This is a genomic window from Candidatus Palauibacter scopulicola, from assembly GCF_947581915.1.
GTDB lineage: Bacteria > Gemmatimonadota > Gemmatimonadetes > Palauibacterales > Palauibacteraceae > Palauibacter > Palauibacter scopulicola.
In genome coordinates, this window is the sequence record NZ_CANPWG010000008.1 from 53,611 (window position 1) to 78,599 (window position 24,989).

Below are 24,989 nucleotides of genomic sequence, written 5' to 3' on the forward strand. Positions count from 1 at the left end.
CGCCCAGGGCGGGCGCCGCCGGGCTACGAGCGGCTGCAGGACTCCTCGATGATCGACTCCTGGCGGTACAACTGCTGATCGATCGCTACGCGGATCTGCTCCTGGTTGGCCGCCTGCACGGTACCCGCCTGCGCCAAGTGCGGACTCACGCGCTGGAAGGCGCCAAGAGCGGTGCGCGCCGGCGCGCAGGCCATGTCCGCCTCATTGCGGCTGTCGAAGGCGCTCCCCCGGAGGAAGTACCCGTACGCCAGGAAGAAGTGGATCTGCTGCGAGAGATCCGTATCCTGGACGAATTCCGTGGCCACGTCGAGCAGATCCAGCGCCGTATTGAGTTCACCCAGGTCGATCGAGCCGTATTCAACTCGGGTCTGCGGGACATAATAGCTGTTGTATCCCAGGCTGAAGATCGCGTTGCCCACCTGGTTCGCATCCGCCCCGGCTGCAACGGCGGCGCGGAAGTCCGCCACGGCCCCCTCCGTGTCACCTGCCTTCATCTTGAGCGCCGCAAGGCGCTGCCGTCCGTTCGGCACGTTCGGGTTGTACGCCAGCGCCTGCTCCAGCTCCGCCACGCCCATCTCCGGATTCTCCATCCGATCGTAGATCGTTGAGCGAGAAGCGTGCACCTGGGCGAGCAACTCCTCGCGGGACATCTCGCCTTCGCCGCTGCCGTCGGAACTCGAAATCGCCGCGAGCGCCTGATCCGAGAAGGCGAGCGCGTTGTCGTACTCCTCGAGGAGCATGTACGCGTTCGTCGCGTTGGAGAGCGTCGAGGGGTTCACGGCGTCGCCCTGCAGCGCCACGAGCTTGCCCGACGCATCGACGGCGACCCGGATCATGGCGGGATCGGTGACTTCCCCGGCGGTCTGCCCGGCCTCCAGCGACGCGGCCGTCAGGTATTCGAGCAGGCCCACGTTGTCCGGCGCGCGCTCCACGCCGTCCTGGAGGAGCTGCACCGTCTCGGTCCAGCGCTCGGCCTGCGTGAGCTCGTAGGCGATCCGCAGCCGCGTGTCGACATCGTCCGGCCGGAAGTCGAGAAACCGCTGGTAGTAGCGCAGCGACGCGGCGCCGTCGCCCAACTGGGCGTACGTGAACGCGAGGGATTCCAGGGCGTCGGTGTCCGACGCGTTGTTGTCGACAACACCCTGCAGGTCGGCGGCCGCCTCCCCCCAAGCCTCGTTGAGCATGTGCGCGCGGCCGCGCAGATAGTGCGCCCGGTCGCTGGCGGGGTTGAGCGCCAGGGCCGCGTTGCAGTTCGAGATCGCGTCCATGGGCTGTTCGGAGGCGAGGTAGTCGCCGCAGAACGCGAGCGAGCGGAGGTACTCGACCCCCTGCCCGAGCTGTCCCATGATCTGGGCGCCCGCCACTTCGTGGGAGTCGTCGTCCGCCACCGTGAACGCCACCATCGGGAGCCGGTCCCCGCTGTTGGGCTCAAGGAAGTTGACGTCGACTTCAACCCCGCCGGGGACCGCGACCGCGGTCCCGACCATGACGAGGGCGGCGTTCATCTGCATCCCCAACTGCTGCCACTCGATCGCGGACATCGTTCTCTCATCGAGATCGTAATCGTCGATCAGATCCCGGGCATCGTCGCGTTCGATGGCGATGTAGCCGGGGAAGATCTTGAGCCCGTCCCGGATTTCCTCGGCGATGCGCTCGCCGAAACGGCGGTCCACCGGCTCGGTCACCGCGACGGGGGCGACGAGGATCAGCAGGTCGCTCGTCTGCGCTTCGAGCGCCCGGGGCGCCGCCGGCAGGGAGAGGACGGCGACTCCGGCCGCCACCCACGGGAGAATGTTCCGCGTGCTTCTCATGGAGTACCTCGGACCGTTCGTGCAACAGACGGCGCACGGATCACAGGGCCGTGCGACACACCAAAACCGGTATCACTTCGAAACAAGGGGTTCAAGGTCGATTAATGCAAGCCGCCGCCGTGCGCAAGTCGCGCCCCGCAGCCGCGCTCCGCCGATCACTGCGCCAGCTTCTCACGCACACATCCCGTGAAGCGGTTGAACATAACATTCGAGACCGATTGAATCACGCCGCCGCGCCCGAACGACGCCAGCCGTCCGGTCAGCGCGATGGACTGCGACACCCAGATGCGGGTCCCGCCTCCGCCTCCCTCCTCGCCCTCCCCCGCTTCTACAGACTGGAGATGGCTCAACATCGTCATTCTCACGTTGCCGCTGCCGCGTCGATCCCGTCCCTCTCCCGTCATCTTCATGTGATGGCGCCCCGCGTCGAGTTCGTCGAAGCGGATCTCGCCCAGGAAGCGCGTCCCGATGGGGCCGAGCTTGAGCCCGATCTCCCCCCGGTACGTACGCTCGTCGACCGCTTCGAGGAGGGTCGCGCCCGGCAGACACTCGACGATCCGCTCCGGATCCGTCAGGAAGCTCCACACCTCGTCCACGGACTGCGGGACATCGAAACTCTTCTCTATCTCGATCGCCATCTTCGGTCCTCGGGGGTCTGCGTGTGCGGAGCGGAGCCGGACAGGGGGGGGATCGCCGGTTGGCGGCCGCGTCGGGCGTCGTCTCCGTGGGAACGGTTATATTGCCGGGAGCGGCTCTACCGCGGATCGGCTTCCACCGGAAGCTGAGACGGCCGCGTCGCACCCGCAACCGGGAGGTCGCCGCCTTGCAACCCGACATCGCGAAGATCATCGAGGAGCTCGAAGCGGCGGGCTACATCGCCGACCGGGGGATCGCGACGGCGGTCCATCTCGGCCTCGCCATGGAGAAGCCGCTCCTCGTCGAGGGGGCCGCCGGCGTCGGCAAGACCGAGATCGCCAAGGCCGTCGCCACATGGCTCGGAGCGGAACTCATTCGCCTTCAGTGCTACGAGGGGCTCGACCTTCCCACCGCCCTCTACGAGTGGAACTACCAGAAGCAGCTCCTCCACATCCGCCTGCAGGACGGCGGCGGCGATGCCGAGGCGGTGCAGCGCACGATCTTCGGGCCGGACTTCCTGCTCGAGCGGCCGCTCCTGCGCGCGATTCGCTGCGAGACGCGGCCGGTCCTTCTCATCGACGAGGTGGACCGGGCGGACGAGGAGTTCGAGGCGTTCCTGCTCGAGCTCCTGTCGGACTTCCAGGTCTCGATCCCGGAACTGGGCACGGTCGAGGCCCGGACGCGACCCGTCGTCGTGCTCACCTCGAACGGGACGCGCGAGCTGTCGGACGCGCTGCGGCGGCGCTGCCTCTACCTGTGGATCGACTACCCCGACGCGGCGCGGGAGGTGGAGATCCTGCGGCGGCGGCGGCCGGACATCGCCGCCGCCCGGGCCCGGGAGGCCGTTAAACTGGCCCAGCGGCTGCGGCGGGAGCGGCTCGCGAAGCCTCCCGGTGTCGCGGAGACGCTGGACTTCGCCTCGGCCCTCGAACACCTCGGGGCGGACCCTCTGCGACCGGCGACCGCGCGTGACGCCATCGGGGCGCTCGTGAAGGACCCGAACGACCTGGCCGGCCTTACGGAGGAAAGACTGGGCGAGCTGCTCGCCTCGTCGGGGGACGGGGGGAGTTGACGCCCGAGCGCGTCGTCGACCTGGGCCGCCGACTGCGCGGCGAAGGCGTGGCGTGCGCGCTGTCGGAGTCCACGACGGCCGTCGCCGCGCTAACGCATCTCGATGCGGAGGACGTGGAGGACGTCCGGGCGGGCCTCCGGGCGGCGTTCTGCTCCAGCGCCGCGGACCTCGAGGTCTTCGAGCGCTGCTTCCCCGCGTGGTGGCGGGGAGCGCGGCCGTCATCCGCCGTCGAGAATCTCCTGTCGAAGGCCGCGTCGGGCCGGGGGGACCGGCCGACGCCCGGCGCGCCTTCCGGACCGGACGGGCTCGCGGCGGCCCGCGAAGACCTGGTGGAGCAGGCGACCGACGAGGGGGACGCCCGGGAGCGTCCGATCGGCGCCGTGTACAGCGCCGCGCACTCGCTCGCGCGGCGTTCCTTCGCCTCGATCGGCGACGAGGAACTGCGCGAGGTCGACGTCTGGCTTGAACGGCTGATGGTACGGCTGTCCACGCGCCGTAGCCGCCGACTCGAGCCGGGCGGCCGCCGCGGGCCGATCGATGTGCGGAGGACGCTGCGGTCGCTCGTCGCGCACGAGGGCGAACTCGTCCGCCTGGCGAGGCGGCGGCGACGACACGTGCCGCCGCAGCTCGTCGTCCTCTGCGACGTGAGCGGTTCGATGGAGCGCTACAGCCGCTTCCTGCTGCGCTTCCTCCTGGGGTGCGGGCGCGCCCGCGACATCCAGACCTTCGCGTTCAGCACGCGTCTCACGCACCTCACGCCCTGGCTGGCCGGCGAAGAGATCGACCCCGCGCTGGACCGCCTGCGGGCCCGCGGCTGGTCGAGCGGGACGCGGATCGGCGAGTGCCTGGAGGCGTTCGTGACCCTGCACGGGCAGCGGATGCTCGGCCGGCGAACGCTCGTCATCATCCTCTCCGACGGACTCGACCAGGGCGAAGTCGAACCGCTGCGGCGCGCCATGGGCTGGATTCAGCGCCGCGCGCGCCGCGTGATCTGGCTCAATCCCCTGCTCGAGAGTTCGCGCTACGCGCCCGAAGCCCGGGGCATGCGCACCGCGCTCCCGTACGTGGACTACTTCCAGTCGGGGCACAGCCTCGAAGCGCTGAGGACGCTCCCGGGGCTGCTCAGGTTGTGACTGGAGAAGAAAGAAACGGAGTTGGAAGGCGACCGCGAACGGGACCCGGGCGATTCCGGGTCCCGCCGCGCTATCGTTCTAGGCTCGGACCCGATCCTTGAGCCCTTTGCCCGCCTTGAACGTGGGGACGTTCATGGCCGCGATCTGAATCGACGCGCCGGTCTGCGGGTTCCGACCCATGCGCGCCTTGCGGTGCTGGGTTCCGAACGTGCCGAAGCCGGTGACCGTGAAGTCGCGGCCGGCGTCAAGCTCGCCTGCAATGATGCCCGTGCCGGGATCCGTCGAGAAAATGCAGTCGATCACATCCCGCGCGCTCGCTTTGCTCAAGCCGGCCTGCGAGGCGAGCTTCGCCGCGAAATCGTCTTTGGTCATCTTGGGTTCTCCCTGTTGAAAGTAAGCTCCGACGAGCGATCCGGGCGCATAATTCGCGCACCATCGCCGGATTGCAAGTGTGGCGCGCGATCTCGCCCCGGGAAGGGTCCTGCCGGCAGCCGGCTAGTGGGCGTCCGCGGAGAAGACTTTCCGTGTCATCGTGACGCCCACGAGCTTGAAGACCACGTTCCCGATCCGGCCGAGCAGCATCGTAGGCACGGCCGCGGGCACGGCAAGTCCCCACACGAGGTTCATGAACGCGCTCTCTCCGCCCAGGCCGCCGAGGGCCAGCCGCAGCACCGAGAAGATGCCGAGGAACACAGCGAGATTCAGCACGAGCCCCAGTGCCTGGCGTCCGGGCGAGCCGGTCTCCGCGTCGTAGATGCCGCCGAAGAAGATCGCAGCCACAATCCAGAAGATGCAGGTTGCGTAGAGCCAGTCCATCAATGGTGCCTCCGTGTCGGGAAAACGGGTCGGTCGGGGACGGAGGAACATACATGGCCTCCGGCGATCCTCGAAAGTAGCTTGCCCCCGCGGCTACGCCGGCTTGCCCCCGCGGCTTCGAACGCTCCCCGGAGAGGGTCACATGAAAGCGCCTTCACTTACGCTCGGGATCGAAGAGGAATACCAGGTCGTCCATCCGGAGACCGGCGAACTCACGTCGTTCATCACCGAGATTCTCGAAGGGGATGAGGAGACGCGCGAGCAGATCCACCCGGAGCTTCACCAGGCCTGCGTGGAGACGGCAAGCGAGGTGTGCCGGGATGTGGCGGAGGCGCGCGAGGAGGTGGTGCGCATGCGCCGCCTCGTCAGCGGCACGGTCGCCGAGAAGGGACTCGCCATCGTGGCCGCGGGGACGCATCCCTTCTCGACCTGGGAGCAGCAGGACATCACGCCGCTCGACCGCTACGTCGGACTGCGGGAGGACCTGCAGCAGGTTGCCGAACGGAACCTGATCTTCGGCACCCACATCCACGTGGGCATCGAGGACCGGGACTTCATGGTCGACGCGATGAACGTCTCGCGGTACTTCCTTCCCCACCTGCTGGCGCTCTCCACGAGTTCCCCGTTCTGGGAGGGGTCGAAGACGGGGCTGCACTCCTACCGCAGCATCATCTGGCGGAATTTCCCGCGCACCGGCATCCCGATGAGTTTCGGAAGCTGGAACGAGTACGAGCACTTCATCGAGACGATGGTCCGCTCGAACACGATCGCGGATTCGAGCAAGATCTGGTGGGACGTCCGTCCCAATCACAAGTTCCCGACACTCGAGTTCCGCGTGTGCGACATGTGCACGCGCGTGGAGGAAGTCGTGTGCATCGCCGCCATCTTCCAGGGGATCGTGGCGAAGCTGTGGAAGCTGCGGCGCGACAACCTCACCTTCCGCCAGTACCCCGAGGTCCTGCTCGCCGAGAACAAGTGGCGCGCGGCCAGATACGGGCTGACCGGAAAGCTCATCGACTTCGGGCGGCAGACCGAGCACCCGGCGGCGGATCTGATCATCGAGATCGTCGAGTGGTTCCTCGATGACGTGGTCGACGAACTCGGCACCCGCGCGGAGGTGGAATACGCGCTCCGGATCCTCCGGGAAGGGTCGAGTTCGCAGCGGCAACTCGCCGTGTACGAAGAGACCGGCGACACGCGGGCCGTGGTCCGGCACCTCATGGCGGAGACGCTCGAAGGCGTCTGAAGCGTCCCGCGCGTGATGGCGCGGCGCTCGGCGCTACATCATGCCGAGGTCCCGCGCCGTCCGGTCGATGCCCGCGCGGGCCTTCGTCACGAGTTCGTCGATTTCGTCGCGCGTGATCGTGAGCGGCGGACTCGTGCACATGACGTCGCGCATGGCGCGGAACACGACCCCCTCGTCGTAGAGGTGCTCGTGACAGAGCGCCCCCACCTGGCCCATGGGCTCGAACAGTTCCCGGGTCGCCCTGTCCTTCGAGAGTTCGACGCTGGCCACGAGTCCGACGCCGCGCACCTCGCCCACGAGCGGGTGATCGTTCAACTCCCTCAGCCGCGCCTGGAAGTAGGGTCCGGTGTCCTCTCTCACCCGGTCGACGACGCCCTCCTCCTTCATAAGCCGGAGGTTCTCCAGGGCGACGGCGGCCGCGACCGGATGGCCCGAATAGGTGTATCCGTGCGGGATCACTCCCCCCTCGGCCAGAACGCCGTATACCGCGTCGGTCATGAGCACGGCGGACATCGGCAGGTAGCCGGAGGTGAGTCCCTTGGCGATCGTCATCAGGTCGGCCTCGATGCCGAACTTCTGCGCGCCGAACCACTCCCCGGTGCGGCCGAAGCCGGTGATGACCTCGTCGCAGACGATGAGCACGTCGTTCTCGCGGCAGATGCGCTGGATCTCGGGCCAGTAGTTGTCCGGCGGCACGATGACGCCTCCGGCGCCGATGACGGGCTCGCCGATGAACGCCGCCACGCGGTCCGCGCCGAGTTCCGCGATCTTCTCCTCCACCGCCCGCGCCGCCCGCGCGCCGGTCTCCTCCGGCGTCTCGCCGGGCGCCCCCATGGCGAACCAGTAAGGGGGCATGACGTGCTCGAAGCCGGGCAGCGGCAGGTCGCCCATGGCGTGCATGGCCTCGAAGCCGCCCAGGCTGGCGGCGGCCATCGTGCTGCCGTGATACGCGTAGGTCCGACTGATGAACGTCTTCTTGGCGGGTTTTCCGCGGAGATCCCAGTACCGGCGGACGAGCCGGACGATGGTGTCGTTCGCCTCGGAACCCGAACTCGAGAAGAAGGTGTGCGCGATCGGGCCGGGCGTGAGTTCCGCGAGCACCCGCGACAGCTCGATCGTGGCCGGCGGCGCGGAACGGAAGAACGTGTTGTAGTAGGGCAGTTCGACCATCTGGTCGTACGCCGCCCTCGCGAGTTCCTCGCGCCCGTAGCCGAGGTTCACGCACCACAGGCCGCCCATGCCGTCGAGGATGCGCCGGCCATCGGAGTCGATGAGGTGGCGGCCCTCCGCGCCCACGATCACGCGCGTCCCCTTCTCGGCCACGATCCGGGGGTCGATGAACGGGTGCACGTGATGGCGTCGGTCGAGGTCCTGCCACTGAGCCGTGGCCGTTCCGGCGGGGGTCGACGTAGCAGGGTTCGTCGTAGCGGGGTTCGTCGTGGCGGTCACGCGGCGCCTCCTGGCGTAGTGTCGCGCTACACTTGGTTCGTCGGCGCGGACAACATATCAGCCGGCGGTGGGTCCAGGAGCCTGAGCGCCGCCTGGAGGAGGACGTTGGCGCCCGCCTCCGCCTGTGCGGGCGTGATGTTCTCCGCCTCGTTGTGGCTGATGCCGCCTTCGCAGGGGACGAAGATCATCCCTGTCGGCGCGACGTCGTTGGTGTGCACGGAGTCGTGGCCGGCGCCGGCCATGAGCGGCATCGAGGAATAGCCGCACAGATCCGCCGCCGCGCGAACCGCGTCGATGCACCGGCCGGAAAACCGGACCGGAGGCGAGCGCCAAACGTCGTCGAGCCGCCATGCCGCGCCCCGTTCGAGACAGGCGTCGGTCGCCGCCTCGCGCAGAGCGTCTTCCATGTCGTCGAGGGTGGGGGCGTCGGGGTGCCGGAGGTCCACGCTGACCGTCACGCGCCCGGGCACGGTGTTCCGCGATGCCGGCTCGGCGGCCAGGACCCCGAAGGTCAGGCGTCCGTGCGGCGCGAAGTCGCGTTCGACGCGGCGATACGCGTCGACGAGGAACCGCCCAAGCGCCGCCACCGGATCCGTTCGCCGCGACATCGGCGTCGACCCCGCGTGCGCTTCGTCACCCATGAGCGACAGGTCGAACCAGCGCGCACCCTGCACGCCGGTCACCACGCCGATCTCGCATCCCTCCTCCTCGAGAACCGGACCCTGCTCGATATGCAGCTCGAGCGCGGCGGCGATCGGACGACCCCCGACGGGGAGCGCGCCGCGATAGCCGATGCGGTCGATGGCGTCGGATACCGTCGTCCCGTCCGCATCCGCCGCGCCGAGGGCGTCCGCGAGTTCGAAGCGGGCCGAAAACACGCCCGAGCCCATCATGGCGGGCGGAAAACGCGCGCCTTCCTCATTCGTCCAGTTCACCACTTCGATCGGACGCGCCGTCCGCACTCCGTGCTCCTCGAGCGTTTCCACGACCTCCAGCGCCGCGAGCACGCCGAGCGGCCCGTCGAACCGTCCGCCCGTCGGCTGGCTGTCGAGGTGGCTCCCGAGCACGAGAGGGGGCCGGCTCCCGGCGGCAACACCCGTTCCTTCCCGGCGGGCGAACATGTTGCCGATCCCGTCGACCGACACGGCAAGGCCCAGCGATTCGGCCCACGCCCGGAAGAGGTCGCGCGCCCGACGGTCCTCCTCGCTCAGGGCCAGGCGGTGGACGCCCCCGGCCGGCGTCGCTCCGATGCGCGACATCTCCTCGATGCGTCCCCACAGCCGGTCTCCGTTCACCCGGAGTTCCGAGATCGCGGTCACGGTTCGGGACCGGCCCACGCGCGTCCCGCCGGGCTTCCCATCGGCTTCAATGGACCGGGGGTGGCGTACCGGTGAGGATGGCCGTGACGAGGAGGAGCAGACCCGCCGCGCCCAATTCGACGGCAACGGTCGGTGGGAGCCGGGGCGGATCTCCTGCGTCCGCGACCCGGCCGGGAGCGCGGCGCCAGTTGTAAGCGCCGCAACCCGCGACTCCGAGGACGACGAGGAGCTTCAGACTCAACGTCCGGCCGTAGGGTTCAGTCCAGAGCGCCGAGACCGTGCCGACGTGGAGCCACGCCTGGAAGAGCCCCGTGACCGCGATGACCGCCGCCGAGCCCAGCGCGAGCGGAGAGAAGGCCGAGATCCAGTCAATGATGCGGCGCTTCGAGATCGGAATCCCCCGGTGCCGTCCCAGAACCAGGACTCCCGCTATCACAGCCAGCGTACCCAGCCACGCACCTCCCGCCACCATGTGGAAGACGTGAGCGGTAACCGCCGGAGTGACAAAGTGTTCGGCGCCGGCCGCGTGCCCGGCCAACGCGGGCGTGTACGCGAGGAGGACCACCCCCGCCGTGCCCGCCATCCAGCCGAACTCCGCCCGCGGACCCCGCGCGGCCGCGAGAGCGAACGCCAGCCCGGAGAGCACGACCGCCGCGATCTGCGCGAGCCACGCCCGACCCCAGGAAGTGGCGGTCACGAGCAGGCGAACCTCGGCCCCCAGCGGTTCGAACGGATCGCGAAAGACGCTCACCTCCGCCGCGAGTCGGCCCAGGGCGCCCGCACCCGCCAGCAGTACGGCAAGCCCCCCGATCCGCGCGGCCAGCCGCTCGGGCATCGCGCCGGCGGCATCGTCCCCCTCCGGCTCGAACCCGGGGAAACGCCTGAGAACGACCAGCTTGAAGGCCACCACGCCCACCGCGACGAGGAGGCCCGCGAACAGCGCCCAGCGCGAGAGCGTGCCGATCAGGAACCACATGCGATCAGCTGATCACCACCCGCCGCCAGTTCGTAATGATCTTCGGCGCGTCCTCCAGGAGGTCGTTGAGGTCGGCGATCACGCCGTTCACTATGCCGGAGAGCTCCTCGGCCCGCTGGGCGGCGCCGGCTTCGATCTCCGTCAGCACCTCCATCTGCCCGACCGTCGGTCGCGCCTGCGGGCCGGAGACCGCGCGGGAGATGTTGCGAAGCTGCTCGATGAGGCGCGGCCAGTCGCGGTAGCCCATCGATCCCGGCGGACGCCGCACTTCGCCCGACACCGCCGTCAGCTGGCTCTGAGCATCGTCGGCGACGGCTCTCACCTGTTCTTCGTTGGACAGCTCCTTGCCTTCGATGGACTCGAGGAGTCCGTCGATCTGTCCGTCCAGATCGATGATCGTCCCCATCATCTCATTGAGGCGCGTCTCGAGGTCGCGTGCGCGCATGGCCGCGGTGAAGCGCTCGTCGTACACGGCCTGCGAGGCCGCCACGTTGGGGTCGCCGCGGAGCCGGAAGTCCTTCGACAGCTCCGTGCCGCCCACATCGATCGTCGCCGTGTAGGTGCCCGGGACGGCGGGCGGGCCGGTCGGGCCGAAGAAGAAGAACCCTCCACCCGGAGGACCCTGTCCCGGAATCGGTTCCGCGCCGGTCCAGCGGAGGTCCCAGATCGCGCGGTTGACGCCCGGCGTGACGTCACGGTGCTGGAACTCGCGCACGAGCGTGCCGTTGCGGTCCGTGATACGTACATCGACCGAGTTGCCCGCAGCCTCGGCGGCATCCTCCGAGAGATGGAAGTGGATCCACGCGCCGGGGGCGGGGTTCTCCCCCGCGAAGCGGCTCTGTCCGAAGTTGCTGGTGCGGCCCCACATCTCCCACTCCGTCGCCATGCGGATGTCGAAGAGGTGGGCGTCCTGGCCGATGGCCTCGGTCAGCTCGACCATGGGCTGGATGTCGTCGAGGATGAACGCGCCCCGCCCGTGCGTGCCGATGACGAGGTCGTTGTACTGGCGCTGGATCTTCACGCCCCGCACCGATACGCGCGGAAGGTTGCCGCGGATGTCCACCCACGTGTCGCCGCGGTCCCACGACGCGAAGATGCCGCGCTCCATGCCGACGAAGAGCAGATCCGGGTTCGAGGGGTGCTGCCGCACGACCTTCACGTAGTCGTCCTGCGGGAGCCCGGCGGAAATGTCTCGCCACGTCTGCCCGTAGTCGCGCGTCTCCCACAGGTGCGGGGTGAAGTCGTCGAGGCGGTGGTTGTCGACGGCCATGTACGCGGTGCCGGCATCCGTGGGCGACGCCTCGATGTTGCCGATCCAGGTCTCGGCGGGCAGGCCGGGCACGCGGTCGCGGACGTTCGCCCACGTCGCGCCGTTGTCGCGCGTGATCTGCACGTTGCCGTCGTCGGTGCCGACCCAGATCACGCCCGGCTCGAACTCGTCCTCGGCGATGGTGAGGATCGTGGTGTGGAATTCGGCCGCGGTGTTGTCCAGGTAGATCTCGCCGCCCGAATCGAGCTGCTTCTCCGGGTCGTCGGTCGTGAGGTCGGGGCTGATCACGTCCCACGAGTGGCCGTAGTCGTTGCTGCGGAAGACGACGTTGCCGCCCCAGTACACCGTCGCCGGGTCGTGCGGCGAGATGACGATCGGCGCGTCCCAGTTGAAACGGTACCTCGCCTGGTACATGCCCTGCCCCACCGAGCCGATCATGAGCGGCCACGGCTCGATCGACCGCATCTGCCCCGAGTTCGTGTCCGTGATGCGGAAGTAGCCGCCCTGCGCGTTCGAGTAGATGAGGTTCGGCTGGCCCGGCACCGGCACGGTGTAGAAGCCGTCGCCGCCGGAGACGGTGTAGAAATAGCCGGGCAGGATGCCGCGGCGGTCGTTGAGCCGGCTCGGCCCGCACCAGTTGCCGTTGTCCTGCAGCCCGCCGCACACGTAGTACGGGTCGCGGTCGTCGACGAAGATGTGGTAGTACTGCGCAAGGCTGAAGTTGCGGAAGATGTGGAAGTTGGCGCCTCCGTCGTACGACACCTGCATGCCGCCGTCCGAGCCCGAGAGGATCCGCTCGCCGTCTTCCGGGTCGATCCAGTACGCCTGGTGGTCGCCGTGCACGTCGTTGGCGATGCGGTCGAAGGTCCGGCCTCCGTCGGTCGATTTCGACAGCCCGCCCGAGAGCGTGTACAGCGTCTCGTGGTCGGACGGGTCGACGTAGACGTCGGAGTAGTAGAAGGGCCGGAAGTTGAGCTGGTTCTTGTTGTCGTTGACCATCTCCCAGGTCTCGCCGTAGTCGTCGGACATGAAGAGCGTGCCGGCGGTGGGGTATTCGGTGATCAGGTAGACGATGTTCGGACGCGACTGCGCCACGCTGATGCCGATGCGGGCCATGGGCTCGTCCGGCGTCGTCGCGATCTTCTTCCACGAGATGCCGCCGTCGCGCGAGACGTAAAGCGCCGTCTCCCTGCCACCGTCGTCAAAACGCCACGGCAGGCGGCGGAAGGTCCACATGCCGGCGTAGACGTTGCGGGGGTTCGTCAGGTCGATGTCGATGTCCGAGCACCCCGTGTCCTCGTCGATGAACAGCACGTGGTCCCAGGTCCGGCCACCGTCGGTCGTACGGAAGACGCCGCGCTCCCGGTTGGGGCCCCATTCGTGGCCCATCGCGCAGACCAGGGCAACATCGGGATCGCGCGGGTCGACGACGATGCGCTTGATGCGTTCGCTGTCGTCGAGGCCGAGGTGGGTCCAGGTGGCGCCGCCATCGGTCGAACGGTACACGCCGTCACCGTACGAGACCGAGTTGCGCGGGTCGCCCTCGCCGGCGCCGAGCCATACGACGTTGTGGTCGGAGGGGGCAAGCGTCAGCGCCCCGACCGAGTAGGTGTTCTCGTCGTCCCACTGATGCTCGAAGGTCACGCCGCCGTTGGTCGTCTTCCAGACGCCCCCGTTGGCCGCTCCGACCCAGAAGGTCCGCGGATCGCCCGGCACGCCCATGATGGCGGACACCCGTCCGCCCATGTTCACGGGACCGATGTGTCGCCACTCGATGTCGCCCAGCGCAGCCGAGATGGCGGCGGGGCTTTGGGCCTGGGCCGGTGTGGCGGCGAGAACGGCGAAGAGTGCGAGGGCGAGCCGGAATGCGCTGCGCGGCGACTTCATGAGAGTTCTCCCGGGATGGTCTGGTGGAGGGGCGAAATACCCTCCGGATCGCGTAAGTTCAATGGGCGAAGAGGGATTCGAACCCCCGACCTCCTGCTTGTAAGGCAGGCGCTCTGAACCGGCTGAGCTATTCGCCCCGAATCGCCGCCAGCCGCGCAGACTTGTGACGGGTCCTCCGCGGGCCGGGTCCCCTGGTGTCGTGTCCCTAGCCGAGCTTGCGCCAGCCCAGGATCAGTCCGGCGGGCAGGAACACCGCATAGCCCAGGATGAGCAGGAGCGGCGCGGCCGTCACGGATCCACGGTCGAGCAGCACGTACCCAACGGCGATCGACGTGAGGCCGAGCGCGAACGCCGCGTAGTTGGCCAATCCGAACTGGAGGCCCCGGGCGGGAGCGTCCCCGCCCCGCCGGTCTCGTCTTCCCTGGTTCATGCGGGGACGCTAGACGTCCCTCCGACATGCGTCAACCGTTACGCGGGCGCGTCCGCGGCCCTCCGGGAGCACCTCACGAGGTCGCCCGGGCCCATTCCGCGGCCTCCAGGAGCGGTGGGGGCAGCGGCGAGGCGAACGACAGCGCCTCGCCGGTCCGGGGGTGCTCGAACGCGAGGTGCGCGGCGTGCAGGAAGAGTCGCCCGGCCCGGCGCCGGAGCGCCTCCGCCCAGCGCCCCCCGGCGCCACCGAACCCCCGTTCCCAGTCCGGCCCGTAAATCGGGTCCGCGACGACCGGGTGCCCGAGCGATCCGAGATGCACCCGAATCTGGTGCGTCCTCCCCGTGGCGAGCCGCACGGCGAGCAGTTCCGCGGCGTTCCAGCGTTCGAGGCGCTTGAAGTGCGTCACCGCGGGCCGGCCGGCCTCGTGCACGGCCATCCGCTTCCGGTCGCGCGGATCGCGCCCGATCGGGCGGTCCACCGTGAGGCGCTCCTCGTCGAGGTGGCCCCAGGTCGCGGCGACGTAGCCCCGCTCGACCTCGCGGCGGCGGAGCGCCGCCGACAGCGCTCGATGCACTTCGTCCCGGCGCGCGACGAGCATGAGCCCGCTCGTGTCCTTGTCCAGCCGGTGCACGACCCCGGGCCGGCGGTCGCCCCCGATGCTCGACAGGCCGCCGAGGTGAAACAGGAGGGCGTTCACGAGCGTGCCTCCCGGGTGGCCGGGCGCCGGGTGGACGACGAGGCCGGCCGGTTTCTCGACCACCGCGAGGTCGTCGTCCGCGTATCGGATCTCCACCGGGATGTCTTCGGGTTCCAACCGGGTGGAGACGGGGGGCGGCAGTTCGATCTCGATCCGGTCTCCAGGCCGCGGCCGATGCCGCTTCCGCACCGCCTGTCCGCCGATGGTGACCCGGCCGTCGGAGATGAGTTGCGCGACCCGGGCCCGGCTCAGGGACAGGCGTTCGGCCAACAGGCGGTCGAGCCGGTCGAGGGCCGCGTCCTCACCGATCTCGATGCGCCGCCGCTCGCCCGCACCCTCCGCGTCGGACTCGGGCGGACTCACGTCACTCGGGGGCCGCCGCCTCCGCCGCCGCGGCCGCCATCTCCCGCTCGCGCCGGCCCTCGAGCCAGAACGAGATCAGCAACAGCACCGCGCCGACCGTCACGGCGGAATCCGCGACGTTGAAGATGGGAAAACGGCTCGTGCCGATGCCGAAGTCGAGGAAGTCCACGACCCCTGCTTCCAGCCGGATGCGATCCCAGATGTTGCCGAGCGCGCCGGCGGCGACGAGCGAGATGGCGAGGACGCGCAGTCGGTCGGAGGACGGCGTGCCGCGGTAGAGGACGCCGAGGACGCCGAGCGCGATCAGGGAGAGGACGAGAAAGAAGACCCGCGAATGCTCGCCGATGTTGAGCCCGAAGGCGGCTCCCGGGTTGTGCGTGTAGGTGAGGCGGAAGAAGTCGCCGATCACCGGCGTTCGCTCGTACAACTCGAACGTGTTCATGACCCACGCCTTGGTCGCGACGTCCAGCGCGAGGATGACGACGATCGGAACGAGCGTCAGCCAGAGTCGCGCGGCGCGATCGCCGTTGCCCGGCAACCCGGGCGACTCCTGTTCGGGGGTGGCGTCGTCCACGTGCCCGGCGGCTTCAGGCACCGGTCTCTTCCTTTTCCTTGCACCGGATGCAAAGCCGCGCGTGCGGGAGGGCATCGAGCCGCTCGAAGCTGACCTCGTCGCCGCAGTGCTCACACCTTCCGAACTGCTCCGGGTTCCGGTAGAGCCGCCTCAGCGCCTCGTCGATGTGGTAGAGCAGCCGACCCTCCTTGCTCGCGAACAGGAACGCCTTCTCGCGCTCCATGGCGTCCGTCCCCTGGTCCGCCATATGGAAGCTGTACGCGGCCAGGTCGCTGTCCGCCCCCTGAAGGGAGCTCGTGAACTCTTCGTCGTACTGCCCCAGCTCCCGCGTCGCGCGCGCCCGGGCCTCGAGCAGCCTCTTCTCGATGTGTTTCCGTTGTTCCGCGTTCATCCTTCTCGGGCGCCTTCGCCGACGCCGCCGATTCCGATGAGGACCTCGACGTCGTCGATCTTCACCACAGCTTCATTCAGGCCTCCCCGCGGGGCCGACCCGGTTCGCACCTCCACTGCCAGCGTCTCGCCGGCAATGTAGTCCGCATGTGTCGACACGGCCCGTTCCAGCTCCCGCGGACCCGCCACGCCGAGGCGGATGCGGTCGGCGACCTCGAGCCCCGCGTCGCGCCGCAGCCGCTGCACGCGGTTCACGATCTCCCGCGCGTAACCTTCGGCGCGCAACGCATCATCGATATCGGTGTCCACGGCGGCGAGGTAACCGCCCCCCGTCGCCACGGCGAGATCGGTGAGCGTCTCCTCCTGAATCACGAGGTCTTCGGGCGTCACCCGAACCCGTTCATCCCCGATCTCGATGTCGAGCGGTTCCCCGTCCCTGAGCGTTCTCAGGGCAGCAGCGTCCAGGTTCGCGATGCCGGCCGCGACCGCCGGCGTGCGCGCGCCGTGTTTCGGACCCAGGACCCCGAACCGCGGCTTGGCGTACAGCCGGGTAAGATCTTCACTGTCCTCCAGCGACACAACCTTTTTTACGTTGAGTTCTTCCATCGCCAGTGCCGCCATGGGGTCCGCAAGCGCCCGCCCCTCGGGCAGCACGGCGTGCAGCATGCGCAGCGGCTGCCGGATCCGGACCCCCGCCTTTTCCCGCGCGGCGCGGCCCAGGGCCACCAGCCGCCGCACGTCCTCCATTGCCTGTTCGAGTTCGGGCTCCGAACGTCCCGCCGGCTCCGGAAAGTCCGCCAGGTGGACGGATGTGTCGTCCGTGAGCGCCCGATACAGCCAATCGGACATGAACGGGGCGTACGGGGCGAGCAGCCGCGCGGTAGTGGCGAGACACTCGTGCAGCGTCGCGAACGCGTCGGCGCTCGCGGCCGCGGCCCCCGGCTGCGTCGCCCAGAAGCGGTCGCGGCTGCGGCGCACGTACCAGTTCGACACGTCGTCGAGCACGAACTCCTGGATGGCGCGCGCGCCGGCCGTGAGATCGAACGCGTCGAGCGCCCCTCCCACGATCCGCGCGACCCGGTCGAGGCGCGCGAGCACCCAGCGGTCGAGGTCGCTTCGGTCGGAGACCGGGGTCGGCGCGGAGGCGGTGTGGGACCACCCTTCCTCGTTCGCGTAGAGGGCGAAGAAGCGATACGTGTGGCGGAGCGTGGCGAACAGCTTGCGGTCGGTCTCGCGCAGCGCCGACGGGTCCCACCGCTTCGGCACCCACGGGTTGGACCCCGATAGGAAGTAGAAGCGCGTGACGTCGGCTCCGTAGCTGTCGAGGGCGTCGCGCGGGTCCACCGCGTTGCCGCGCGACTTCGACATCTTCCGCCCCTTGGCGTCGAGCACCTGGTCGTTGACGACGACGGCCCGGAACGGCGCGCGGTCGAAGAGGATGGTCGAGAGGGCGAGGAGGGAGTAGAACCAGCCGCGCGTCTGGTCCACGCCCTCCGCGATGTAGTCGGCCGGGAAGTAGCGCTCGAAGGTGTCGCGGTTCTCGAACGGATAGTGCCACTGGGCGTAGGGCATGGAGCCGGAGTCGAACCACGCGTCGGCGACCTCCGGCACGCGCCGCATCGTCCCGCCGCACGCGTCGACGCCGCACTTCCACTCGTATCCGTCGATCCCCGGCCGATGGGGATCGAAGTCCTCCGGGAGGCCGCCGGCGCGGCGCCCCAGCTCCGCGAAGGAGCCGAGCACCTCCCGTCGCCCGCAGTCCTCGGAGCAGAGCCAGATGGGGAGAGGGGTCCCCCAGTACCGCTCGCGTGAGAGCGCCCAGTCGATGTTGTTCTGCAGCCACTCGCCCATGCGGCCGGATCCCGTCTCGGGCGGATGCCAGTCGATGGACGCGTTGTGCTCGAGCAGGCGAGACTTCACCGCGGTCGTCCGGATATACCAGGAATCGCGCGCCATGTAGAGGAGCGCGCTGTCGCAGCGCCAGCAGTGCGGATAGCTGTGTTCGTACATCTCGCGCACGTACAGCTGGTCGTGCGCGACGGTCCAGTCGCGGAGCGCGCGCTCGGTCTCCCGATCCTTGACGTGCATCCCGGCGAGTCCGCCCGGCACCGCGTCGAGGAATCGTCCGTCCCCGCCGACCGTATGCTGCATCGGCAGCCCCGCGGCCTCGCCGAGCCGAAAGTCGTCCTCCCCGTACATCACCGCCGTGTGGACGACACCCGTCCCTTCGTCGACCGTGACGAAGTCCGCCTCGAGCACCGTCCACGCCGTGGTGGAGCCGGCCCGGTCCACCGCGCCCGGGAAGAGGGGCAGGTAGCTCCGCCCCGCGAGTTCGTCCCCGCGCATTTCCCCGACGATCTCATACGGGTGCCGCAGAACCTCGGAGACGCGGTCGCGGGCCAGGATGAGCACTTCACCGGGCGAGGCCCCGCCCGGCCCGTCGTGCGCCCGCGCGGGGGCCATGGCGCCGTCCGCGCCCTCGGGCAGGACGCGGACGCGGGCATACGGAATGTCGGGCCCGACCGCGAGGCCGAGGTTGCCGGGAAGCGTCCACGGGGTCGTGGTCCAGCTCAGGATTCGCGCGTCGTCCGGGTCGTCCACGAGGTGGAACTTGATGTAGACGGCCGGCTCGGTGACGTCCCGGTAACCCTGCGCCACCTCGTGGCTCGAGAGGCCCGTGCCGCAGCGCGGACACGTCGGTATGACGCGATATCCCCGGTACAGCAGGCCCTGCTTCTCGATCTCCGAGAGCGCCCACCAGCCCGACTCGATGAACTCGGGCGAGTACGTGACGTAGGGTGCGCCGTAGTCCAGCCAGTAGCCGATGTCCCGGGACAACCGCTCCCAGGCGTCCTGGTAGCGGAACACGTTGTTCCGGCACACGTCGTTGAACTTCCGGATCCCGTAGCGCTCGATGTCCGGCTTGCCGGAAATGCCGAGCGTACGTTCGACTTCGAGTTCCACCGGCAGCCCGTGGGTATCCCAGCCCGCCTTCCGCGGCACGTGGTAACCGGACATGGTGCGGTACCGCGCCAGCGCGTCCTTGATCGTGCGGGCAAGGATGTGATGGACGCCGGGAGCGGCGTTCGCGGTCGGCGGCCCCTCGTAGAACACGAAATCGGGCGCAGCCGCCCGGGCCGCGAGGCTGCGCTCGAAGGTCTCCTCTTCCTCCCAGCGTGCGAGGACTTCGGTTTCGAGCCCGCGTACGGACTCCGGTATTGGCCGGTAGGCCATGGAGGTACCCCGTCTGGTGATGTCCTGGATCGCCGACGCAGTCGTCGGAACGGCGGGCGGGCGCGGCCGGGCGCCGCGGTCAGGTCGACGCGGCGCCCGAACCGCCGACGTCGACCCGGCTAATCGATGGAGGCGGGGGGGAGGCGTCCCCGGCCGCAGCGGGAGCCCCGTCCCGGGTCGGCTCGACCGGCTCGGAGCCTCCGCTCATGCCCCGCAACCGCTCGATGAACCGATCGACATCGCTCGCTCCATCCCCGAACCGTTCATCCTCGAAGTCGAGGTACTCTTCGAAACGCTCGAACAGCTTTCGCAGGGAGGCGAGGAAGCGGCCCCGCGTCGCCTTCAGGTCTTCGACCTTGTCGTGGCAGAGGCGGACGGCTCGCTCCGCGTCGGAGAGAACCGCCTCCGCGCGCATCTCGGCCTCGCGGACCCGCACGGTCGCATCGCGCTCGGACTGCAGGCGGGCTTCCTCGCGCAACTCCTGCGCGGCCAGGAGCGCTTCGTTCAGGGCTCGCTCGCGAGCCCTGTAGCTCTCCAACTGGTGTTTCTGCTGCTCGATCCGGTCGCTGAGCACGACGTGCTCGCGCACATGGCGTTCGAGGCAGTCCGCCACAACCGCCAGAAACGCATCGACCTGCTGTGCATCGTACCCGCGCACGGAACGCCTGAAATCGTCCTTCTTCTTGCGGACGTCCAACGGCGTCAGGTCGATCATCGTTCCCCCAGTAGCACCGTGCCGAGCCGCACCCGCGTGCTCCCCTCCTCGATCGCGATCTCGAAATCGTTGCTCATCCCCATCGAGAGCGCCCGGCCCTCAAAGTCCGGAACCTCCGCCCGGCAGCGCTCCAGCAGCCGTGCGGCGCCTCGAAACGCGGGTCGCACCACGGCTTCGTCCCCCGTAAAGGGCGCCATCGTCATCAGTCCGGCCACGCGCAGACCCGGCAGCTCGCAGATCTCGGCGACGGCATCGGGCGCGGCATCCGGACCCAAGCCGGCCTTCGCAGCCTCCCCCGACGTGTTCACCTGCACGAGCACCTCGATCGGTCCGCACCGCTCCTCCCCGATGATCCGGCTCAGCGTGCCCGCGAGCCGCACGCTGTCCACGGACTCCACGACATCGAACAGCCGAACCGCGCGTCGCGCCTTGTTGCGCTGCAGCCGGCCGATCAGGTGCCACGCGACACCGGGCGTCGGTCCCAGCTCCGACCGCTTGGCCTCGGCCTCCGGCACCCGGTTTTCGCCGATCCGGCCCACGCCCAGGGCGTTCAAGATCTCGATTCCCCGGGCGGGATGTCCCTTCGTCACGGGAAGGATCTCGACGTCGCTCGCACGCCGTCCGGCCCGCCTCGCCGCAGCGTCGATGCGCTCGGTCACCCTGGCCAGCCGGGCCTCGACCTGATCTTTCGTCACGCGGCACAGTTTAGGGGCGCGCGTCCGGCGATGCGAGCCGCTCCGCCGGAGTTCCGGGCCGTGCGCGACGGGACGGAAAAAAGCGCCCGGCGTCGCTCTGGGCGTCGCCGGGCGCTTGCTGCTCCCTCAGATCCGTGGGACGGGCTAGATCACCTGGAACGTCACCCACTGGGAGACCCAGACCGCCGTGACCTTGTCACGGTTCTTCGCGGGCGTGAACCTCATCTGCTGCACGACCTTCCCCGCGGCCTCATCGAGCAGGCCGTTATTGGAAGAGGTCTTCACCTCGAAGTTCTCGACGGCTCCATCCTCGGTCACGTAGAGCCAGAGTTCGACGCGGCCGCCGATGCCGGCATCCTTCAGCGTGCGCGGATACTCCCGCTCCAGAATCTGCTGAATCTCACCCCCGTTCAGCATCACGGGCGGCGTATCGTACGCGATGAAGGACGGCCGGTCCGCCGGGCTCCCGGTCTCGGGAGGCGGGGGCAGCGCGTTGTCCGTCGTGAACGACTCGAACGTCGTTTCCGCGATCGTGATGTCCTCGGAGATGTCGACCGAAGCGACCCGCGGCGTGGCCGGACGGGCGATCTGCTCCGGCGGCGGCGGGATCTTCACCTCGGGCGGCAGCGCCACGGCTTCGATCTCCTCGGCCACGAACCCGAGATCCGCGGCCTCGAACGGGCGCACGAGGACAAACAGCCCGAAGTGGAGCGTGACGGCAACCATGAGGCCGATCTGCGTCCAGTTGGTGCTCGCTCGCTTGAACTGATCGTTCGCGGTGAGCCGAATTCCGGTCTCTTCCATCGTTCTCTCCCGGTCTCCAGAAACCCGTCGTGTGTCTGCTAGCGCCGAGCCCGCATTGCGCGCTGCTCGAGTCGCGTGGCGAAGGTGACGCGGACCGCGCCGGACGCCTGCAGTTCTTCCGTGATCGTATTGATCTGCTGATAGGGCACCTCGGAGTCGCCGCGAATCGCGACCACGAGTTCCCGGTTCTCCGCGTAGATGGGCCGAACCGTTTCCGAGATGTCCTCGAACGGCGTCAGCACGTCGTTGATCCAGACCGAACCGTCGCGCTGGACCCAGAGATGGAGGATGTTCTGCCGCTTCTCGTCGATCTTCTCGGTGGCTTCGGCGGTCGTCCACTCGATCTGCCGGTTCCGGTCCTTCCGGAAGACGGTCGTCACCATGAAGAAGATGAGGAGGAGAAACGCGATGTCGGCCATGGATGAGGTGGGGATCGACCCGTCCGACCCGGACTTTTTCTTGAAGCCGCTGTCCTTGATGGCCATCTAGTTCTCCATCTCCTGAAGCGAGATTCGCTCGGCGCCCGCCAGCTTCACCTCATCGAGCACGTTGACCATGTGACGGTAGGGCGCTTCGGGGTGGGTCTGAATGGCGGCGATGAGATTCTCGTTGCCCGCCAGTTCGGTGCGCAGGATGTTCGCCACCTGCGTGTGCGCCACGACCTGTTCCTGCTCGCTCTCGCCCCGGCGCACGATGACGCGGCCGTCCGGCTGCACGATGAAGAAGATCAGGTTCCTTCCCGAAACATCCTGCTCCTCGGCCTGCTCCGGGAGCACGATCGGGAGTCCCCGTTCCTCGTTGAACACCGTGGTCGTGAGGAAGAAGACCAGGAGGAGGAACGCGATGTCCGCCATCGAAGAGGTCGGGATCTCATCCGACACCTTCTGCTTGCGCTTCATGATCGCCATTGTGGACTTCTTTCTCCGTTTGCCTTCCGGGATACGATCCCGGCCCGCCGCCTAGGCGCGCCGGTCCTCGAGGTCCCAGATGAGCCCGAGCACCTCCTGCGCCCCCTCCTCCATGTCGAGGATGAGACGATCGATGCGGGTGACGAAAAAGTTGTAGCCGATGTTGACGGGGATCGCGATCGAGAGGCCGGTGGCGGTCGTGATGAGCGCCACCTTGATGCCGCCGGCGACGAGTCCCGGCTCCACCTGTCCGGCGATCTCGATGGCCTGGAAGGCGAGAATCATCCCGATCACGGTTCCGAGGAACCCCAGCATCGGGGCGACGTTGGCGATCGTACCCAGCACGGTCAGGCCGCGTTCGAGGAAATCGAGTTCGATCACGCCCGTCGTCGCGATCGCCTTCTGGATGTCCTTACCGTCGGAGCGCGCATCGCTGCCGCGGTCGCGGAGCCGGCGCAGACCGGCGAGGAGGATCGCCGCGACCGGCCCCCGCGTCTCTTCCGCCGTCGTAATCGCTTCACCGAGGCGGCCGCTGACTCCGAGGTTCTCGATCTCGTCAAGCAGCTTCCTGGAGTCGCGGTGGGCAATCCAGAGGGTCCACGCCTTGGCCAGCATCACGCCGATCGCGATCAGCGAGCAGAGGACAAGCGGGTACATCATGAACCCGCCATCGGTGAACAGCGTCAGCAGCTCGTACTGATTGCCCATATCGCCTGCCCGTGAGGGATTTGTCGCCCGGTCCCGGCCTGGTGTATCTTGAAAAGTTTAGGGGACGGACGGAGCCTCGTCAAACCGCTGGGGCCCGTCCGGCCGATCCGCCGACTCCACGTCCCGATCCGCGCCGGGGCGGCTCAGTTCGGGCGCCGGGACGTCCGCCGCCAGGTGGTCCCGGAGCTGCTGCGCCGCGAGGTTCCGGCGCAGGACACCGCGACGGGCGAGAGAAATCTGGCTCGTCTCCTCGGACACGACCACGACGTAGGCGTCGGTCTCCTCCGAAAGGCCGAGCGTCGCCCGGTGCCGGGTCCCCAGCGTCCGGTCGCTGAGAGGATACTGCGTGAGCGGCAGGTGGACGCCGGCGGCCACGATCTGCCCGTCGCGCACAATGACCGCCCCATCGTGGAGGGGCGACTTCGGCGTGAACAGCGACACGAGCAGGCTGGACGATACGTCGGCCCGGAGGCGCGTCCCGGTCTTCTCGATGTACTCTTCGAGCGACAGTTCGCGTTCGAGCGCGATGATCGCCCCCGTCCGCGTGCGGGACAGTTCGGCCGCCGCCTTCGCGATCTCGTCCGCGACCGCCTCGCTACGCTCCTGAAGCCGGGTCAGCGCGCTCAGCACCCGGCTGCGGCCGATCCGGGCGAGCGCGTTCCGCAGCTCGGGGTGAAAGACGACGATGAGGGCGAAGGCGCCGTAGGTGAAGGCCTGCGAGAGGATCGACCGGATGAGGTCGAGGCTGAGCCATCCCGCCGCCGCGTACACCGCGACGAGAAGGACGAGGCCGAACAGCATCTGGAACGCACGGGTGCCCGACCAGAGGATGAGCACCCGGTAGATGAGGACCGCCACGACGGTGATCTCGAAGACGTCCAGGAGGTCGATCTCGAGTAGGCCCACGTAGTTCCAGAGCGCGCCCATCAGCTGCCCCCTCCGGCCGCCCGCGGGCGGACCAACGTGCGGGCGTCGCGAACGTCGCCACCGCGGCCGGCATCGATCGCGTGCTCGACGTCGAGGGCCTGACGCGTCTCACGGACGTCGTGCACCCGGAGCACATCGGCGCCGCGCCGCGCCGCGGCCAGACACGCGGCCACGGAGGCGGTGACGCGCTCGGCCGGCCCCAGATCGAGCAGCGCCCCGAGAAAGGACTTGCGCGACGGGCCGACCCACACGGGCGCCCCGAGCGACGCGATCTCGTCGAGCCGGGCCAGCAGTTCGAGATTGCCTTCCAGCGACTTGCCGAAGCCAAGCCCCGGGTCGACCGCGATCCGGTCCGGCTCGCAGCCCGCGTCCAGCGCCGTCCGCCGCGCGTTGGCGAGCGCGCCGCGGACCTCCGCCGCAACGTCGCCGTAGGCGGTGTCGAGCTGCATGGTGCGGGGCGTGCCGCGCATGTGCATGAGGACGAGTCCGACGCCCGTCCGGGCCGCGAGCCTCGCCAGCCCCGGATCGGCGCGCAGGGCCGTCACGTCGTTGATCGCCGCGGCGCCCGCGTCCACCGCCCGCTCCGCCACCTCGAGTTTGTGCGTGTCCACGGAGATGGGGATCGGGAGGTCGCGCAGGCCGCGGAGCACGGGTTCGAGCCGGGCCCATTCCTCGTCCGCCGGCACCGGATCGGCGCCGGGGCGGGTGGACTCGGCCCCGATATCGAGGATCGCCGCTCCCTCTTCCGCGATCTCCCGGCCTCGCGCGATCGCCTTCCGAGGCTCCTCGAACCGGCCCCCATCCGAGAACGAATCGGGCGTGACGTTCAGGATTCCCGCGATCACGGGCGATTCAAGAGAGATCCCCCGATCGCCGGCCCGCCAGGCGCGCGCCGACCCCACCGCCGAGAGGCTCATCCCGCTCGCCCG

24 protein-coding genes and 1 tRNA gene are annotated in these 24,989 nt (G+C 68.9%); 3 read left to right on the top strand and 22 right to left on the bottom strand.

Features of this window, described 5'->3' with window-relative positions; all coding sequences use genetic code 11:
- Positions 1 to 23 precede the first annotated feature (23 nt).
- Together RN743_RS00805 and RN743_RS00810 are read right to left on the bottom strand one after the other, a co-directional pair.
- Complete coding sequence (locus RN743_RS00805; RefSeq protein ID WP_310775247.1) at positions 24 to 1,811, bottom strand: tetratricopeptide repeat protein; 1,788 nt, start codon at positions 1,809 to 1,811, stop codon at positions 24 to 26.
- A gap of 155 nt (positions 1,812 to 1,966) precedes the next feature.
- The gene (locus RN743_RS00810; protein WP_310775249.1) at positions 1,967 to 2,449 is read right to left on the bottom strand and encodes an SRPBCC family protein; all 483 of its coding nucleotides are present in this window, start codon (positions 2,447 to 2,449) and stop codon (positions 1,967 to 1,969) included.
- Between the two features lie 185 nt (positions 2,450 to 2,634).
- On the opposite strand from RN743_RS00810, the gene RN743_RS00815 reads away from it, so the two are divergent.
- Together RN743_RS00815 and RN743_RS00820 are read left to right on the top strand one after the other, a co-directional pair.
- Entirely contained in the window at positions 2,635 to 3,519 is an 885-nt protein-coding gene (locus tag RN743_RS00815; RefSeq protein WP_310775251.1) for a MoxR family ATPase, read from the top strand.
- Positions 3,516 to 4,652 (top strand): VWA domain-containing protein, encoded by a 1,137-nt coding sequence (locus RN743_RS00820; RefSeq protein ID WP_310775253.1) that lies wholly within the window; start codon positions 3,516 to 3,518, stop codon positions 4,650 to 4,652. The genes RN743_RS00815 and RN743_RS00820 overlap by 4 nt, the downstream gene beginning before the upstream one ends.
- A 78-nt stretch (positions 4,653 to 4,730) precedes the next feature.
- Here RN743_RS00820 and RN743_RS00825 read toward each other — a convergent pair whose 3' ends face one another.
- Both RN743_RS00825 and RN743_RS00830 read right to left on the bottom strand, forming a co-directional pair.
- Entirely contained in the window at positions 4,731 to 5,024 is a 294-nt protein-coding gene (locus RN743_RS00825) for an HU family DNA-binding protein (protein WP_310775255.1), read from the bottom strand.
- Positions 5,025 to 5,147: 123 nt separating this feature from the next.
- Positions 5,148 to 5,468 carry a hypothetical protein gene (locus RN743_RS00830; RefSeq protein ID WP_310775257.1) on the bottom strand — a complete coding sequence of 107 codons (321 nt, stop codon included), beginning with the start codon at positions 5,466 to 5,468 and terminating at the stop codon, positions 5,148 to 5,150.
- Positions 5,469 to 5,610: 142 nt separating this feature from the next.
- On the opposite strand from RN743_RS00830, the gene RN743_RS00835 reads away from it, so the two are divergent.
- Complete coding sequence (locus RN743_RS00835; protein WP_310775259.1) at positions 5,611 to 6,714, top strand: carboxylate-amine ligase; 1,104 nt, start codon at positions 5,611 to 5,613, stop codon at positions 6,712 to 6,714.
- 33 nt (positions 6,715 to 6,747) lie between these two features.
- Here RN743_RS00835 and RN743_RS00840 read toward each other — a convergent pair whose 3' ends face one another.
- The 18 genes from RN743_RS00840 to folP form a co-directional block, all read right to left on the bottom strand.
- A complete protein-coding gene (locus tag RN743_RS00840) occupies positions 6,748 to 8,163 on the bottom strand; it encodes an aspartate aminotransferase family protein (RefSeq protein ID WP_310775260.1) in 1,416 nt (471 codons plus the stop codon).
- A 26-nt stretch (positions 8,164 to 8,189) separates the two neighbouring features.
- Positions 8,190 to 9,500: a Zn-dependent hydrolase gene (locus RN743_RS00845; RefSeq protein WP_310775262.1), complete on the bottom strand. Its 1,311-nt coding sequence runs from the start codon at positions 9,498 to 9,500 to the stop codon at positions 8,190 to 8,192.
- A 28-nt stretch (positions 9,501 to 9,528) separates the two neighbouring features.
- Positions 9,529 to 10,458: a CopD family protein gene (locus RN743_RS00850; protein ID WP_310775264.1), complete on the bottom strand. Its 930-nt coding sequence runs from the start codon at positions 10,456 to 10,458 to the stop codon at positions 9,529 to 9,531.
- A 4-nt stretch (positions 10,459 to 10,462) separates the two neighbouring features.
- Positions 10,463 to 13,615, bottom strand: coding sequence for a hypothetical protein (locus RN743_RS00855; protein WP_310775266.1), 3,153 nt, complete (start codon positions 13,613 to 13,615; stop codon positions 10,463 to 10,465).
- Between the two features lie 62 nt (positions 13,616 to 13,677).
- A tRNA-Val gene (locus RN743_RS00860) sits at positions 13,678 to 13,752 on the bottom strand.
- A gap of 68 nt (positions 13,753 to 13,820) precedes the next feature.
- On the bottom strand, positions 13,821 to 14,045 hold the full coding sequence (locus RN743_RS00865) for a hypothetical protein (protein ID WP_310775268.1): 225 nt from the start codon (positions 14,043 to 14,045) through the stop codon (positions 13,821 to 13,823).
- A 73-nt stretch (positions 14,046 to 14,118) separates the two neighbouring features.
- Positions 14,119 to 15,105: an RluA family pseudouridine synthase gene (locus RN743_RS00870; RefSeq protein ID WP_310775270.1), complete on the bottom strand. Its 987-nt coding sequence runs from the start codon at positions 15,103 to 15,105 to the stop codon at positions 14,119 to 14,121.
- Between the two features lies 1 nt (position 15,106).
- Complete coding sequence (gene lspA / locus RN743_RS00875; RefSeq protein WP_310775272.1) at positions 15,107 to 15,700, bottom strand: signal peptidase II; 594 nt, start codon at positions 15,698 to 15,700, stop codon at positions 15,107 to 15,109.
- Entirely contained in the window at positions 15,693 to 16,070 is a 378-nt protein-coding gene (locus tag RN743_RS00880) for a TraR/DksA family transcriptional regulator (RefSeq protein WP_310775274.1), read from the bottom strand. Before RN743_RS00880 ends, lspA begins: the two co-directional genes overlap by 8 nt.
- Positions 16,067 to 19,303: an isoleucine--tRNA ligase gene (gene ileS / locus RN743_RS00885; RefSeq protein WP_310775276.1), complete on the bottom strand. Its 3,237-nt coding sequence runs from the start codon at positions 19,301 to 19,303 to the stop codon at positions 16,067 to 16,069. Before ileS ends, RN743_RS00880 begins: the two co-directional genes overlap by 4 nt.
- A gap of 79 nt (positions 19,304 to 19,382) precedes the next feature.
- Positions 19,383 to 20,018, bottom strand: coding sequence for a DivIVA domain-containing protein (locus tag RN743_RS00890; protein ID WP_310775278.1), 636 nt, complete (start codon positions 20,016 to 20,018; stop codon positions 19,383 to 19,385).
- On the bottom strand, positions 20,015 to 20,713 hold the full coding sequence (locus RN743_RS00895) for a YggS family pyridoxal phosphate-dependent enzyme (protein ID WP_310775280.1): 699 nt from the start codon (positions 20,711 to 20,713) through the stop codon (positions 20,015 to 20,017). The genes RN743_RS00890 and RN743_RS00895 overlap by 4 nt, the downstream gene beginning before the upstream one ends.
- A gap of 144 nt (positions 20,714 to 20,857) precedes the next feature.
- A complete protein-coding gene (locus RN743_RS00900) occupies positions 20,858 to 21,517 on the bottom strand; it encodes an energy transducer TonB (protein ID WP_310775281.1) in 660 nt (219 codons plus the stop codon).
- Positions 21,518 to 21,555: 38 nt separating this feature from the next.
- The gene (locus tag RN743_RS00905) at positions 21,556 to 22,002 is read right to left on the bottom strand and encodes a biopolymer transporter ExbD (protein ID WP_310775282.1); all 447 of its coding nucleotides are present in this window, start codon (positions 22,000 to 22,002) and stop codon (positions 21,556 to 21,558) included.
- Positions 22,003 to 22,425 carry a biopolymer transporter ExbD gene (locus RN743_RS00910; protein ID WP_310775284.1) on the bottom strand — a complete coding sequence of 141 codons (423 nt, stop codon included), beginning with the start codon at positions 22,423 to 22,425 and terminating at the stop codon, positions 22,003 to 22,005.
- Positions 22,426 to 22,476: 51 nt separating this feature from the next.
- Positions 22,477 to 23,133, bottom strand: coding sequence for a MotA/TolQ/ExbB proton channel family protein (locus tag RN743_RS00915; RefSeq protein ID WP_310775286.1), 657 nt, complete (start codon positions 23,131 to 23,133; stop codon positions 22,477 to 22,479).
- Positions 23,134 to 23,190: 57 nt separating this feature from the next.
- A complete protein-coding gene (gene cdaA / locus RN743_RS00920) occupies positions 23,191 to 24,060 on the bottom strand; it encodes a diadenylate cyclase CdaA (protein WP_310775288.1) in 870 nt (289 codons plus the stop codon).
- Positions 24,060 to 24,977: a dihydropteroate synthase gene (gene folP / locus RN743_RS00925; protein WP_310775290.1), complete on the bottom strand. Its 918-nt coding sequence runs from the start codon at positions 24,975 to 24,977 to the stop codon at positions 24,060 to 24,062. The genes cdaA and folP overlap by 1 nt, the downstream gene beginning before the upstream one ends.
- Positions 24,978 to 24,989 lie beyond the last annotated feature (12 nt).

What these genes read in the sequence shown, in the direction of transcription:
- RN743_RS00805 (WP_310775247.1), bottom strand. Translation starts at nt 1,811, where the DNA reads ATGAGAAGCACGCGGAACATTCTCCCGTGGGTGGCGGCCGGAGTCGCC.
- RN743_RS00810 (WP_310775249.1), bottom strand. Translation starts at nt 2,449, where the DNA reads ATGGCGATCGAGATAGAGAAGAGTTTCGATGTCCCGCAGTCCGTGGAC.
- RN743_RS00825 (WP_310775255.1), bottom strand. Translation starts at nt 5,024, where the DNA reads ATGACCAAAGACGATTTCGCGGCGAAGCTCGCCTCGCAGGCCGGCTTG.
- RN743_RS00830 (WP_310775257.1), bottom strand. Translation starts at nt 5,468, where the DNA reads ATGGACTGGCTCTACGCAACCTGCATCTTCTGGATTGTGGCTGCGATC.
- RN743_RS00835 (WP_310775259.1), top strand. Translation starts at nt 5,611, where the DNA reads ATGAAAGCGCCTTCACTTACGCTCGGGATCGAAGAGGAATACCAGGTC.
- RN743_RS00850 (WP_310775264.1), bottom strand. Translation starts at nt 10,458, where the DNA reads ATGTGGTTCCTGATCGGCACGCTCTCGCGCTGGGCGCTGTTCGCGGGC.
- RN743_RS00855 (WP_310775266.1), bottom strand. Translation starts at nt 13,615, where the DNA reads ATGAAGTCGCCGCGCAGCGCATTCCGGCTCGCCCTCGCACTCTTCGCC.
- RN743_RS00865 (WP_310775268.1), bottom strand. Translation starts at nt 14,045, where the DNA reads ATGAACCAGGGAAGACGAGACCGGCGGGGCGGGGACGCTCCCGCCCGG.
- RN743_RS00880 (WP_310775274.1), bottom strand. Translation starts at nt 16,070, where the DNA reads ATGAACGCGGAACAACGGAAACACATCGAGAAGAGGCTGCTCGAGGCC.
- ileS (WP_310775276.1), bottom strand. Translation starts at nt 19,303, where the DNA reads ATGGCCTACCGGCCAATACCGGAGTCCGTACGCGGGCTCGAAACCGAA.
- RN743_RS00890 (WP_310775278.1), bottom strand. Translation starts at nt 20,018, where the DNA reads ATGATCGACCTGACGCCGTTGGACGTCCGCAAGAAGAAGGACGATTTC.
- RN743_RS00900 (WP_310775281.1), bottom strand. Translation starts at nt 21,517, where the DNA reads ATGGAAGAGACCGGAATTCGGCTCACCGCGAACGATCAGTTCAAGCGA.
- RN743_RS00905 (WP_310775282.1), bottom strand. Translation starts at nt 22,002, where the DNA reads ATGGCCATCAAGGACAGCGGCTTCAAGAAAAAGTCCGGGTCGGACGGG.
- RN743_RS00910 (WP_310775284.1), bottom strand. Translation starts at nt 22,425, where the DNA reads ATGGCGATCATGAAGCGCAAGCAGAAGGTGTCGGATGAGATCCCGACC.
- RN743_RS00915 (WP_310775286.1), bottom strand. Translation starts at nt 23,133, where the DNA reads ATGGGCAATCAGTACGAGCTGCTGACGCTGTTCACCGATGGCGGGTTC.
- cdaA (WP_310775288.1), bottom strand. Translation starts at nt 24,060, where the DNA reads ATGGGCGCGCTCTGGAACTACGTGGGCCTACTCGAGATCGACCTCCTG.
- folP (WP_310775290.1), bottom strand. Translation starts at nt 24,977, where the DNA reads ATGAGCCTCTCGGCGGTGGGGTCGGCGCGCGCCTGGCGGGCCGGCGAT.